This is a genomic window from Planctopirus limnophila DSM 3776, assembly GCF_000092105.1.
GTDB classification, from domain to species: Bacteria; Planctomycetota; Planctomycetia; order Planctomycetales; family Planctomycetaceae; genus Planctopirus; species Planctopirus limnophila.
This window is the reverse complement of the sequence record NC_014148.1, coordinates 2,761,179-2,773,954: the sequence shown is the minus strand read 5'-3', so window position 1 is coordinate 2,773,954 and position 12,776 is coordinate 2,761,179. Positions and strand designations below refer to the sequence as shown.

17 protein-coding genes and 1 tRNA gene are annotated in these 12,776 nt (G+C 53.6%); 17 read left to right on the top strand and 1 reads right to left on the bottom strand.

The features are described 5' to 3' along the window. Positions 1-146 precede the first annotated feature (146 nt). The 4 genes from PLIM_RS11090 (at position 147) to PLIM_RS11075 (ending at position 4,036) form a co-directional block, all read left to right on the top strand. Positions 147-434: a hypothetical protein gene (locus tag PLIM_RS11090; protein WP_013110409.1), complete on the top strand. Its 288-nt coding sequence runs from the start codon at positions 147-149 to the stop codon at positions 432-434. A gap of 361 nt (positions 435-795) precedes the next feature. After that, positions 796-2,337: a UbiD family decarboxylase gene (locus PLIM_RS11085; protein ID WP_013110408.1), complete on the top strand. Its 1,542-nt coding sequence runs from the start codon at positions 796-798 to the stop codon at positions 2,335-2,337. 215 nt (positions 2,338-2,552) lie between these two features. Next, complete coding sequence (gene ubiE / locus PLIM_RS11080; RefSeq protein WP_148227311.1) at positions 2,553-3,311, top strand: bifunctional demethylmenaquinone methyltransferase/2-methoxy-6-polyprenyl-1,4-benzoquinol methylase UbiE; 759 nt, start codon at positions 2,553-2,555, stop codon at positions 3,309-3,311. A 35-nt stretch (positions 3,312-3,346) separates the two neighbouring features. Further along, positions 3,347-4,036, top strand: coding sequence for a UbiX family flavin prenyltransferase (locus tag PLIM_RS11075; RefSeq protein WP_013110406.1), 690 nt, complete (start codon positions 3,347-3,349; stop codon positions 4,034-4,036). A gap of 36 nt (positions 4,037-4,072) precedes the next feature. Here PLIM_RS11075 and ettA read toward each other — a convergent pair whose 3' ends face one another. Next, positions 4,073-5,749: an energy-dependent translational throttle protein EttA gene (ettA, locus tag PLIM_RS11070; RefSeq protein WP_013110405.1), complete on the bottom strand. Its 1,677-nt coding sequence runs from the start codon at positions 5,747-5,749 to the stop codon at positions 4,073-4,075. Positions 5,750-6,284: 535 nt separating this feature from the next. Here ettA and PLIM_RS24745 point away from each other — a divergent pair. From PLIM_RS24745 to PLIM_RS11005, 13 genes are all read left to right on the top strand, one after another. Beyond that, positions 6,285-6,710, top strand: a complete 426-nt coding sequence (locus PLIM_RS24745) for a flagellar biosynthesis anti-sigma factor FlgM (RefSeq protein WP_230849296.1) — start codon at positions 6,285-6,287, stop codon at positions 6,708-6,710. A 68-nt stretch (positions 6,711-6,778) separates the two neighbouring features. After that, the gene (locus tag PLIM_RS11060) at positions 6,779-7,273 is read left to right on the top strand and encodes a Fur family transcriptional regulator (protein ID WP_013110403.1); all 495 of its coding nucleotides are present in this window, start codon (positions 6,779-6,781) and stop codon (positions 7,271-7,273) included. Between the two features lie 99 nt (positions 7,274-7,372). Then, positions 7,373-7,456: transfer RNA gene (locus tag PLIM_RS11055), tRNA-Leu, on the top strand. A gap of 134 nt (positions 7,457-7,590) precedes the next feature. Then, entirely contained in the window at positions 7,591-7,980 is a 390-nt protein-coding gene (locus tag PLIM_RS11050) for a hypothetical protein (RefSeq protein WP_013110402.1), read from the top strand. Positions 7,981-8,009: 29 nt separating this feature from the next. Next, positions 8,010-8,258: a helix-turn-helix domain-containing protein gene (locus PLIM_RS11045; protein WP_013110401.1), complete on the top strand. Its 249-nt coding sequence runs from the start codon at positions 8,010-8,012 to the stop codon at positions 8,256-8,258. Further along, the gene (locus tag PLIM_RS25025) at positions 8,255-8,545 is read left to right on the top strand and encodes a helix-turn-helix domain-containing protein (protein ID WP_013110400.1); all 291 of its coding nucleotides are present in this window, start codon (positions 8,255-8,257) and stop codon (positions 8,543-8,545) included. The genes PLIM_RS11045 and PLIM_RS25025 overlap by 4 nt, the downstream gene beginning before the upstream one ends. 31 nt (positions 8,546-8,576) lie before the next feature. Then, positions 8,577-8,834 (top strand): helix-turn-helix domain-containing protein, encoded by a 258-nt coding sequence (locus PLIM_RS25020; RefSeq protein WP_052301563.1) that lies wholly within the window; start codon positions 8,577-8,579, stop codon positions 8,832-8,834. Between the two features lie 237 nt (positions 8,835-9,071). Then, positions 9,072-10,208, top strand: coding sequence for a site-specific integrase (locus PLIM_RS11030; protein ID WP_013110398.1), 1,137 nt, complete (start codon positions 9,072-9,074; stop codon positions 10,206-10,208). 40 nt (positions 10,209-10,248) lie between these two features. Further along, a complete protein-coding gene (locus PLIM_RS11025; RefSeq protein WP_013110397.1) occupies positions 10,249-10,548 on the top strand; it encodes a hypothetical protein in 300 nt (99 codons plus the stop codon). Further along, a complete protein-coding gene (locus PLIM_RS11020; protein ID WP_013110396.1) occupies positions 10,529-10,828 on the top strand; it encodes a hypothetical protein in 300 nt (99 codons plus the stop codon). Before PLIM_RS11025 ends, PLIM_RS11020 begins: the two co-directional genes overlap by 20 nt. Positions 10,829-10,950: 122 nt before the next feature. Beyond that, entirely contained in the window at positions 10,951-11,475 is a 525-nt protein-coding gene (locus PLIM_RS11015) for an HD domain-containing protein (protein ID WP_013110395.1), read from the top strand. Positions 11,476-11,535: 60 nt separating this feature from the next. Further along, positions 11,536-11,724 (top strand): carbon storage regulator, encoded by a 189-nt coding sequence (locus PLIM_RS11010; protein ID WP_013110394.1) that lies wholly within the window; start codon positions 11,536-11,538, stop codon positions 11,722-11,724. Positions 11,725-11,798: 74 nt separating this feature from the next. Beyond that, positions 11,799-12,758: a GntR family transcriptional regulator gene (locus PLIM_RS11005; protein WP_148227081.1), complete on the top strand. Its 960-nt coding sequence runs from the start codon at positions 11,799-11,801 to the stop codon at positions 12,756-12,758. The last annotated feature ends 18 nt before the right edge of the window (positions 12,759-12,776 follow it).

Here is a 12,776-nt window from a genome sequence, read left to right as displayed (position 1 = left end):
AAACTGGCAGGTGGTCACGCGGATTATTTCTAAGTTGTTTTTTTGCATGAACTTATATCAATCTGTTGCGTTTGGCTTACTCGTTGGCACAAAATCTGAAGAGGACAAATTGATTCCCTTCTCTGCACGCACGGAAAAGAGTCATCATGGATTACGCGTCGAGATTGCCAAACCCTGAGACTGAAGAGCTTCCACGTGAACTCTCCGAATTGGGGCGGCAGATCGCTGTCTTGAACGCGACCCGGCGCCACGAAGAGCTGCAAGTGGCTTACGATCAAGTGGTGGATAGTGTGAAACGACGCCGAAGAATTCTGAATCTTGTCCAGGAGGCACTCAGCCAGCTTCGATTGGATATCAAATACCTGATGTTCGATCTGGAAGTCACACGCAGCGAGAGAGATGAACTTCGCCAGCGGCTGGAAAGTAATGACTGAGCGTGTCGTAAGATTCAGGATATGCTGCTCCTTGTGAAAAGCCCTTCTTCTCGGGTCAGCACTGAATTTCAGGAATCTCCCCTTCTCTCTCCCTGTTCCGGGTGGGAAACCTCCGCCTCTCAACAAGCCCACATCTCCGGGCCAACGGTCGAGTTGACGGTTGCGGGCTTTCGCTGCAAGCTCATACCTTTCCGTGTCAATTGATGCGGATTCCAGAATTTGGCAGCGTTTCATGTGCCATGCTTGCAGCTCCGAGCAAGCATGCTTTACTGAGTCTTGACGCGCGACTCTTCTCTGGGATGCGTATATCACTCAATTTGTAACGAATACATGAGCGTTGCACTTCCGAAAGTCGTCATCGATGAAGACTGTCTGTTCGATTGGGGCATTCGTTCAGGCGCTGGCAACTCAATCCCGAAATCCGCACAGTTTTGATCTAGCCTCTTTAGGAAGAGCGGCTGAAGCGGAATTGATTCGCATCACCGTCGCGGTCGATCCTCGAGAGGAACTTTTCGAGATTGTTCATCAGATCGACCAGCTCACAGAATTTCCACCGGTCGTTGTCTTTGACGATGTGCGTGGCAGTCAGTTTCCAGTCGTGGTGAATCTCCTGGCAACTGAACAGCGCTGTGCCCAAATGCTCGGTGTGCCTTACTGGAACGACATCAGCCAACTATTTCCATTCAGCCGGGCCACAAACTCGGAAACGAAAGGTTTTCTCTGGAGCACAGCGACAGAGCCAATCATCAGACAGCGAACAGTGGCCTCACAGCAGGTGATCCGTCTGGGAGGCGAGGTTGATCTCGGCACTCTTCCAGGTATTTACCGACAGAGCCAGAGCCCTCATCCAAGCCTGTTTCATGCACATTCGGTAACGAGAGGAACTGGAGGCGATCGATCGGTTGATCGATGTCATCTGTCAATTCTCGATAGCAAAACATTGATCTGTGACTGGCCTCTGGGGAGTGCTTCCCTAAGACATCTGGAAGAGGCTCGAGTTGCTGGGCAGCCCTTGCCTGTGGCCTTTGTGATGGGCTCGGATACGGCCTGCTACGCCATGGATAGCCGCTGGTTGAACCTGCATCCGGCATGCTGGGGGCGTGATCTTTGGGAGTTTCTCGGTCGACAACGAGAGTCTGGCTTTGTAGTAGCCAGGGCTCGAACTTCCGATATAGATGTCGCAGGTGAAGCTGAGATGATCCTCGAAGGGGTCATCGATACAGGCGTTGTCAATGTGCCACATCGTCTGGAAACTCGCCGCTCAGGTTGGCAATCTGAGGTGGCTGAGTTTCCTTTGGCCAGGATTACTGCCATTACACACAAGGCTTTGCCAATCGTGCCGATGGTCTTGCCGGAGACCCGAGAATCACATTTGGCTGATCGACTTCTGGAGCAGGTATCCCGAAGCCGATTGTCGTCGATCATTCCGGAACTCAATGAACTTCACTTCCCTGCTCTGCAGGAAGGCCATCAACTGATCGTTGCCAGTTTGAAAAGTTCCGACGTTGGGCGAACTCGACAGTTAATCCATGCCATCTGGTCGCTGCCGATTTTGAGCGAAGCCAAGCTGGTGATCATTGTGGACGATGACGTCAACATTCGCGATCAATTGGCCGTCTGGCGGGCAATTGTCCGGGAGGCCAGCTTTCCTGAAGATATCGAATACTCCAGAGGAACTGGTGTCCCCTGGTCAAAACCACCGAGTTCCATCGAGTTCTTATTCCGGCAAAATCCCGGAATGCCATTGAGTTTTTCGGGCCATAAGATCGGGATTGATGCCACTCGTAAGAAGCGCGTATCAGACTCAGGTGATCAATTAACCCGTGCGACGATTGAAAAAGTCAAAGCCCGCTGGGAGGAATACGGATTGTCAAAGTACTTGAGAACGCCTGGACTCCTGTAAGCAAGTCGGCAGATGGTGGGCGAAAATAGACTGGTTTTGAATTCAGTCCCGTCATCTGAAATCCCGGTTATCAATCGATTGTTTGCTGCGGTTCATTTGAAATACACGATTAAGAAGTTTCCGATTGATGAAATTTCTCTCGTTTTGTTGATGGAAAACAAAATGAGTTGCTAATGAGAAACTCTGTGTCCATCAGTGAGGTTCGGACAGGCCCCATGGCAGCTACCGTCGATAAATCGGAAAATCGAATTCGCCAGATGTTTGGCGAGATTTCCAGTCGTTACGATCTGATGAACCACCTGCTTTCCGGTGGGGTGGATTACTACTGGAGATGGTTCACCATTCGTCGCTGCCAGATCCGTAATCAAGCTCCCATTCTTGATGTCTGCACAGGAACGGGTGATCTGGCAATTGCTTTCTGGAAACATAGCCAACAGCAGATTCCGGTGATCGGGACAGATTTCACTCACGAAATGCTGGCCATCGCCCGCAAAAAGACGCGAAAGAACACTCATCAATCCGCTGGCTCAAACTCATCACCCATCACGTTTATTGAAGCTGATACTCAGGCGTTACCATTTGAGGCGAATCAATTTCAGTTAGTTTCAGTCGCCTTTGGACTCCGCAACGTCACTCGAATGGCGTTGGGTCTGGAAGAGATGACCCGTGTCTGCCAACCCGGAGGTCAGGTCGCCATTCTCGAGTTTTCGCTTCCAGGCAATCCGATCATTCGCAGCGTTTATTGTTGGTATTTCCGCAACATTCTGCCACGGATTGGGCAATTGCTGGCTCGTAATCGTCAGGCGGCATACGACTATCTTCCCAGTTCGGTAGCCGAGTTTCCTTACGGAGAGGCTCTCGCAGAGCACATGCGCAGTGCCGGCCTGATTAATGTCAAGTTCTGGCCGCTGACTCTGGGAATTGCCACGTTGTACATTGGCCAAAAGCCCGACGGTGGTCATCGTGCCGAGTAAACCTCGATTTGTTCGCTTGATGGAAAGATTTTGCCATGCGCCGCATTGTCCTCGCCATTACGGGTGCCAGTGGTGCAGTTTATGGCTTACGGCTATTAGAAACATTGGCTGCAGCAGGTGTGGAAATACATCTCACAATCAGCCCCGCTGCGCAACAGGTTTTTTACCATGAGATGGGTATCGAGCTTTCTTTAGATCACTTTGACCCTCGCTCATTACTCCCCGAACCATGGGGAACGTGGAAGAAAGCCACGTTGTCGCATTATCAGTTCCGGCCATTGCTGGATGACTCCATCCAGCCTGCAAGTATTGGCCAGCTGTTCTACTACCCAGTGCGTGATTACTCAGCAGGGATCGCCAGTGGAAGTTTTCTGACAGATGGCATGGCGATCTGTCCTTGCTCGATGGGAACTCTCGCGTCCATCTCTCACGGTCTGTCCAGTAACCTGATTCACCGTGCTGCTGATGTTCATTTGAAGGAACGACGTAAGCTGGTCCTCGTGCCGCGAGAGACGCCGCTGAGTTCGATTGCTCTGGGCAATATGCAGAGGCTTTCTGAGGCTGGTGCCGTCATTTTGCCTGCAATGCCAGGCTATTACCACCAGCCGCAATCGCTGGGAGATTTAGTGGATTTCGTTGTCGCCCGAGTCTGTGATCAGTTGGCTGTGCCCCACAAACTCGGTCGACGATGGAGTGAAACTCCATCTGCGGGTGAATTTGAATAACTCAAAAAGAATTCACGAAGCGACAACTTTGTCGAGTTACATTCCTGCCAGCTTTTTATAACGCATCGGCTTAGGCTTGTTGGCGTCTTCGCCCAATCGCTGTTTCCTGAGCGTTTCATACGACTGGTAGTTGCCTTCATGCCAGACGACCTGGCTATCTCCTTCAAAGGCCACAATGTGCGTGGCCACACGGTCCAGGAACCAACGGTCGTGGCTGATGACGACGGCACAACCGGAGAAGTTCAAGAGACCTTCTTCGAGAGCTCGTAACGTGTCGATATCGAGGTCGTTGGTAGGTTCGTCAAGCAGCAGAACATTCCCACCGACAGTCAACGTCTTGGCCAGCAACAGTCGGTTACGTTCCCCGCCAGACAGGAACTTGACCTGCTTCTGTTGATCCGGCCCCTTAAAGTTGAATTTCCCGCAGTAGGCCCGTGAGTTAATCGTCACGTCGCCATACTTCAGATTGTCGTTACCCCCGGAAATGTTTTCGTACACCGTCTGCTCGCCATTCAGTGATTCCCGGTTCTGCTCGACATACGCAATCTTGACTGTGTTGCCGATCGTGACGGTTCCTTGATCCGGCTGCTCCAATTGCATGATTAACCGGAAAAGTGTCGTCTTACCGGCACCATTGGGGCCAATCACACCGACGATCCCAGCTGGAGGCAAACGGAACTCGAGCGAGTCGAACAGCAGCTTATTGCCAAAAGCCTTGCTGACACCATCGAATTTAACGACGAGTTCCCCCAGTCTCGGTCCAGGGGGAATCTTGAGTTCGATAACGTCATCCCGCTGTTCCTGCTCTTCTGCCAGCAGTTTTTCATAGGCAGCAAGGCGGGCTTTACTTTTGGCTTGCCGAGCCTTTGGTGACATGCGCACCCATTCCAGTTCGCGCTCCAGTGTTTTCTGTCGAGCCGAGGCCTGACGTTCTTCTTTTCGAAGCCTCTCCTGCTTCTGTTCCAGCCAACCGCTGTAGTTCCCTTTGAAGGGAATTCCATGTCCCTGGTCGAGTTCGAGAATCCATTCGCAAGAGTTATCGAGAAAGTACCGGTCGTGAGTCACCGCCACCACAGTTCCCTGATAATCGTGCAGGTATCGCTCCAGCCAGGCGACCGATTCTGCATCGAGGTGGTTCGTTGGTTCATCCAGCAGCAGCATATCGGGATGCTGCAGCAGAACTTTGCACAGAGCGACCCGGCGGCGTTCCCCACCCGAAAGCGGCCCAATCTTGGCATCCATCGGAGGCAGACGCATGGCGTCGGCAGCGATCTCCAGTGCCCGATCCAGCTCCCACAAGTTCTGGGCGTCGATCTGTTCCTGAATCTTCCCCTGTTCGTCAATCAGCTTATCCATTTCGTCCGCATCCGGACCTTCACCAAATCGCTGATTGATCCAGTCATAGCGCGCGAGCAAAGCTCTTTTGGGGGCGACAGCCTCATTCAGTTCATCGAGAACCGTATTCTCGGGATTCAGCACTGGCTCCTGTGGCACGAAGCCACAGGTAAACCCTGCTGTCAGCCGGGCAGTTCCCATAAAGTCTTTATCCACTCCCGCCATGATTCGCAGGAGAGTACTCTTCCCGGCTCCGTTCCCGCCGAGCACGCCAATTTTGGCGCCGGGATAAAACGACAGCCAGATTCCCTTGAGAACTTCCTTTTTGTCGTGGAACTTTCTCAAGTCTTCCATTGTGAAGATGTACTGTTCACCCATCTGGCTGTTTCCCGGGACGAATTCGGATTTGAAATTTGTATGCAGTTTTGATCGCAAGTGTTTTTTGAGTAACGACTTGTGATTAAGAGTAGATTTCTTGGGCTCTTGGGGATGGAATTGAGGTTCATCCCTGATTACTGCGATTTCTCCATTGTGACTGATTCCAGGTCGCATCGGAAGTGAAGCGAAACTGACAATTCAGCAGATGCAAGCCAGAGGGGGATGGAATTTAGAACTTTCAGCATCAGCCAAGTGCAAATTCGTCATACCGCGCTCGACAGCACCCAATCTGAAGGTTGGAGCCCGCCACAAGGTGAAGGTGATGAATTCTTGCCAGAAGCTTGCCGATAACTCTGTCTGTCAGACGATTCAACGCCGATGAGAAGCATGCAACCCTCTTTGTTGTATGATGTTGGGAACTTTCCCAGAACTTCGTGCCTATTCGTCTGTCATTGTGGGAAATCAAGAGGTTTCCTCGGAATTCGTCGGGATGACGGCCAAAATCAGTGTCTGTTGTCCCGATGGAGCCCACGTAATGTCTCACTCCTCAAACGCCAGGTTGAACCTGTCCGACGATTTACGGTATCATTCGGAAGTGTCATCGCTCGAAATCTCGAACGACGACGAATTCATTGATACGGTGTTCCGGTGGATCGAACCTGGAGTAGTCGGCATGGATGTCAGCGGAGTGAATCCTTCTTTCCGCATGTTGACGAACCAACCCACAAGGGGTGTTTCGTCAGGTGACAACCGCTACCCTGCAGTGACAACCTCTCCTCAGGATGAACTGCATATTTCGACAGCAGGCCGAATGCTCGATCAACTCACCCAAACGCCGGAAATTCGCGAACAGCGTCTGAATGCCATTCGTGAAATGATTGCCAACGGTACCTATGATACAGAAGCCAAGTTAGAAGCCGCTCTTGAGAAGATGTTGAATGTCTGGCGAAATGAGGATTAAGGATCTCCCCACGCGACAGACGACATGTCTTCGATGGCTTTTTTCCCAGCCAGCCGTTGGAGGTTGTTGTGCATCTCGCTGCATTTGATGAAGACATCGACCCGACCGAAAAATTTCGGGAATTTCTGCAGACCAAAGGGATGCGGCTGACACCCGAGCGCGAGGCCGTTGTCACAGCGGTCTATGCCACGCATGATCACTTTGATGCAGAGCAATGGGTGGCGAATCTTTCACAACGCGGGCGGAAAGATGGTGCCAGTCGTTCGACGATTTACAGGACATTAAGTCTGCTCGTTGAGGCTGGCTTGCTGCGTCGAGTTGCCCGTGCCAACGACCGTGAAGTCTATGAACACGATTACGGTTATCCTCAGCACGATCACCTGATTTGCAGCAAATGCGGCGACATGATCGAGTTCGCTAACGATGTGATTTCCGAAACACTGGAAAAAGTGGCCAACGCGCATGGTTTCCGGATGTCCGGGCATCGTCTTGAAGTCGAGGGGGTCTGTGCGAAGTGTCTCAGGCCGCCCCAAAGATCGCATCGCCGACTGGATATGATCTAGGTGATGATTCTGGCTGGAAATCCCGGCGATGGGCGTTGGACTTTCACGCTGGGAGACTTGCCTGTTTGACGAGCGTCAAGTATTCTTCACGAAGTGCTGGCCCAGGTGGCGGAACTGGCAGACGCGCTAGCTTCAGGAGCTAGTGGGATCACTCCCGTGCAGGTTCGATTCCTGTCTTGGGCACTCGACTTACGGAAAACACAATTACAGGTGACCTAGTCAAGCTGTGAGTTTTCCGTAGGGACACTACGCACGCCGAACCGGCAGCCCGATTGGGCGTGTGGGTTCGGCGTGTTTCCTTTTGGGGAGTGCAAAACTTGAAAGTTAGTGTTGACCTTCATGTGCTCGTAATCACCACCGATGACATTGTTGAACTCGACAAACAAGAGTGCTTCGCAATAACTCCACAGATTGGAATGGGGATTTTCACTCGCTTCCTGAAAAAAGAGCGATTGGAAAGAAGGCTGGTCGTCGGGGCAGATGTTTTTGATGACTCTGTGGGCATCTATGTTTCGGCCATCGATCTTCGAAACGAAGGCATCGACACCGAATATCTTCTGAATGAGATGCTTGCGGATGGAGTCAACAAGGGGGCTTGCAATCCACACTCACATCCTCCTGACCTTCATTGTTACTACCCAATTCTCAACGAATTTTGCGAGTTTCATGGTCATTTCGATGATGAACTAAATGTTGCTGCTCTCTAACCGCAGCAACTCAAGGAAGTCATCCAGTTATGAAACCCGAAGAGCTTAGAACTGTGTTTGCTCGTAACTTTCGCCTCCAACGGAAGGCGCGCGGGCTCACTCAAAAGCAGTTGGCTGAAAAAATCGGCGTTACGGCTGCTCAAGTCTCACATATCGAGTCGCAAAGGTCTTCCCCGTCTTTTGAAGTGATCTTCATGTCGGCAAGGGTTTTTAACCTCTCACCGGCGGCGTTGTTAATCCCCGCTGAAGTTCCGGGAATGAGCAAGGAAGTGGCATGAAACCATCTGAACTTCCTGAGGTGTTTCAAGAGAATTTAAGGGCTGCACGCCTTCGTTCAGGCCTTAGTCAAAGACGGTTAGCAATGCTTGTCGAATGCTCTCCCAACTCAATTGTTGAGTGGGAGACTGGCAAAGCATCACCCAGCCTCAACTCGGTACATCGACTGGGGAAGGCGCTCGGAATTAGTTCAGAGCTGTTGCTCGTGAAGTTCTGTAGCGAACCAGTTCAGTTGAAGCCCCAGCAAAACCAAAGTTCGTCCGGAAAGAGTGAAAAGATTCCTGCCTAGGAAATGTTGCCGCTTGGCATAACATAAGGGAATGGAAACAGTGAAACCAAATGAGTTGCCCGAGGTGTTTAGCCGCAACCTCAAAGCTGCTAGACAACGAGCTGGAATGAGTCAGCGAAAGCTCGCTGAGATCACGGGATGTTCATTTGCCTCTGTTTGTAGGTGGGAAACTGGCAGGGAATCTCCAAATCTCACAACCATTGTAAAGCTGGCAGAAGGCCTGCAGGTTCCCCCTGAGGCGTTGTTGACCAATTTTGGCTTTGAAATGCTGCAGCCAATTTCCGCTTGAACTTGTTGCCATTTGTGTCTACACTTAGCCCCGTGAGAGCCACGGTGGGTGCTGAATTGCTAACGCCGCGATCCTCACAGGGTCAGCGGCGTTTTTCATTTCGCTGCGGCCTTTTCTCTTCACAAAGGGTCACTAGCTCACTGCCAACTGTGCTGGCGTGAACTAGCTTTTCAGCGGATGGATTCATGCTAAACGCGATGGAGCGATTCAGGAACCACGCTCACCCAACGGGCCCCGATGATCGCACACACACCTTACACGCTGGCCTCCGCCTCTGCCGCCGCTCGCTTCGAGGCACTCTTCAAGGATTCCGCACCAGTCGAGGAGAGCATCACGCCCACCACTGCTGCACTCACGGAAGACGGGCCCACCATGATGTGGATTGTCTTGAAAGAGGTCTATGGCCAACGCTGCGAAATGCGTTTCTCCCCCGTCTTCGCTGCCAACGTCAAACGGGTGCTGGATCGCTTCACCAGGTATTGCCATCTGCTCGAACGGCGGCTGGGGTCAATCACCTCGATCGATCTCGAAAACTATGTGCATCGACGGCAGCGGGATCAGTGGCGAGGAAAACCGCTCACCAATACGACGATCAACAACGAGATTGCCATTCTCAATTCGGTCTTCTTCTATTGCGGCCCCAAACAGCCACGCGGGGTCGGTCGTCGCAATCTGGGGCTGCTCCACAACCCGCCCTATGTCGAGCCATTGCCCGAGATGGACACGGCCCCCGTCGATCTGGCCGACGAGCAACTCCGGGCTTTCGTGGCGGCCACGGCCCTGGCGAAGTCGCCACGCCTGCCGGGCTGCAGCCCGCAAACCTTCTGGATTGCGGCCTTGATTCTCGACGGAATCACAGCTCTGAGGCGAAACGCACTCCTCAACATTCCCCGGCCCGACGATGCCACGCTGTGGGAACTGCGGGAACTAGTGCTCCCTGCCAAACTCAACAAGACTCGCAAGGAACTCCGCATCAGCCTGGGCCGCAACGACGAAGTTCTGCACCTGCTGGCCTCATTGCCGAGCCAGCCGGGCGAACCGTTTCTGCCCTGGGTCGATCGCCTGGGCCGCCGCATGTCGGAGTCTCATTTCAATGCTGTGATGAGGCAGTTTCAGCGAGAAGCGGGAATCAAGGATTCCCAGCGGGTGTTGACGAAACATCTGCGATCGACGGCAGCCACGGAGATTCTCGACCAGTTCGGGGATTCGGTGGCCAAGAAGAAGCTGGGCCACGGCCCCAAGTCGAACGTGATTCACACGAACTATCAGGCCCGCAAGATCACCGAAAACGATCGAGCGGCAACCGATGCTTTGTCTTCGCGGCTGCTTTCCATTCTGGGGAAGGTGCCCGAATTGAAGCTGGCCACGGGCTGACAATCTGGGCCCCGGCCTCACGCGCTGACAGGAGGGCCGCATGATTCAGTTCAATCAGCAGATATCGAGCATTGGAGAGGCCTGCGAAACGTGTGGCGGCAGCGGTCACACCCATCGCGAAAACGGCCACCTCAAGCCCTGTGCGGCTTGTGATCAAGTGGGGTTTACTCGCCTGTTTGACCTTCGATGCCATTTCCCCCCAGGGAGTCCCGAGAAGGTTGCGATGCTGGCCTTTCGCCAACGGCTCGGCATGCCTCTGTGGCAGGCTCACGATGCGACTTTTGCGGCGGTTTCCGACCAACAAATGGAGGTGGAAGGCGATGATTCAGAAGAAGATTGATTCGGTGGAAAAGCTGGTGGAACGCTTTGCAGATGATCCAGGCACCAAAGAGTTCTTCAGTCGAACGGTGTGCATCGAAACAGATGCCTTTTCGTTCTTCTGCCTCATTGCCCAGGTGCAACTGGCCCTGCGACATCCGGGAAATCATGACGGTAATGAATGTGCCCGGAAGGCTCGTCGCATGATCATGACGTTTCGCGAGCAGGTGCCGCCACTGCTGCAGGAGCTGATTGACGAGGGGTTCAAGCCAGTCCCCAACCTTGAAATTCTCGGTCTCTAACAAGTCTGGGGGACGGGTCGCAGCGGTGGCTGGCCCGCCGCCGCGATGTTCGCAGGCGCATCACGCGGCCCGTTCCCGGCTTGTTGTTTTGATGGTGATCTGATCGTTCAGGAGGAACAAAAATGACTTGGATTCAAACCTACAGCGGAAAGCGGGTTGATCTGCTCGACCCACAGCCGCACCAGATACATATCGATGACATCGCCCATGCCCTCAGTGTGGTGAACCGCTTCAATGGCCACACGCGGCGAGCCTACAGCGTGGCCGAGCATTCGATTTTCGTCTGCAATCAGCTTCCCCGAGAGCTGCAACTGGCCGGTCTGCTGCACGATGCCGCCGAGGCTTACCTGGGCGATGTGACACGACCGCTCAAGGCCTTGATTGCGGACATCTACAAGCCCATCGAAAACCGCTTCAATGAGGTGATCGGCCAGAAGTTTAGCGTCGATCCTAAGCACTTTGACCATCCCCTGGTGCATGCGGCTGATCTGCTCGCACTGGCTTCCGAACGCCATCAACTGATGCGGACGCCCTGCCCTCACGAGTGGGAAATGGAATTGCCCGACCCTGTGGCCATTGATCCCTCACGACGGGAGCCCGGCCAGGTCTATGTCCATTTCATGCAGGTGTTTCACGCCTGCCAATAGATCACTTCCGAAACGTATCGGAACTGTGAACGTTTCCCATCACATACGGAAGGAATCCGCATGTTAGTGCTGTCACGGAAAAAAACTGAGGCCATCACGCTCTACACCTCAGACGGCCCCATCACTGTGCGTGTGGTGCGCGGTGAGCAAGTTCGCCTGGGGATCGAGGCCCCCCGGCATATCCGCATCTGCCGCGAAGAAATCGAACCCCACAACGAGAACACGGAACCCGCACCGATAGCCGCTTAGATGTTGGAGCAAGGATGCCCACGCAGAAGACTTTTCGACCAGACCCGGCCCCCAACAGGCCCAACAATTGGTTCATGGCTGATTGTCTCCGGGCCTTTGTGAACGCCGATCTGGTGCAGCAGCTCGGGGCCCTGCCCTTTGCTCTGCTGGCCTTGCTCCTCAGCAAAGAGCATGGGTGGCATTACAGCCGGTTGCCGCATTACTCCGAGCGGCAACTGGCTGAAGCCCTGGGCTACAGCCCCAAGAACAGAACGCCAGTTCGCAACGCCATTGAGGTGCTGCGGAAAGCGGGCTGGCTGGAACGCATCGAAGGCGGAGGAAATCGAGAGGGTGACTGGTATCGAGTGGTACTTCCGGCCTGGGCGAGTCCCGAGCCGGTTTTCAGTGGTTCTTTTTCGGACGAAAAAAGAACCACAAGCGAACCACTCGAAGACCGCTCGAAGACCACAAGAGAACCACAAGAGAACCAACCTATATACCCAACCCAATCCCCACCCATCACCCACCCCAAAGACGTTTGGGCGGAGGTGGAGGGGGAAATGTTCAGATTGGGAATACAGGAAACCAAGACGCCTTTCGCCTCATTCCGTGAGCATGGCGTCTCGGTGGAGTTGGTGCTGGGTGTGCTCAGGCACGCCAGCCAGCTCAAGGCCTGGAACGCGGGAAAGATTCGGCGACGGCTGATCAACCTGCGACCTGGGCAAGACCCCGCCGGACTCTGGCCCACGCCAGACCGGCAGCCAGTGGCCAGCGTAGAGACCAGAACGCGGGTGAACCTTGACGAGGAACGCCGCCAGCGAGAGGCCAGCAATCGCGCACTGGATGAGAAATGGCGTCAGCTCGAATTGCAGTTTGGCTCAGAAATGGATGAGTGCCAGACCCTGCAGGAGCTGCTCCAAAGGATCGGAGCCAATCCCCTGGCGGACAGGCTCCGCTTCATCCGTCCCGATGCATGGAAGCGTCGGGCGGCTGGAGACATCACGTTCGAGCGTGGAATCGCTCTGGAGGCCTGGGAACTTAGTCGCTCAAATTGACAGATGCAACTGATCCAA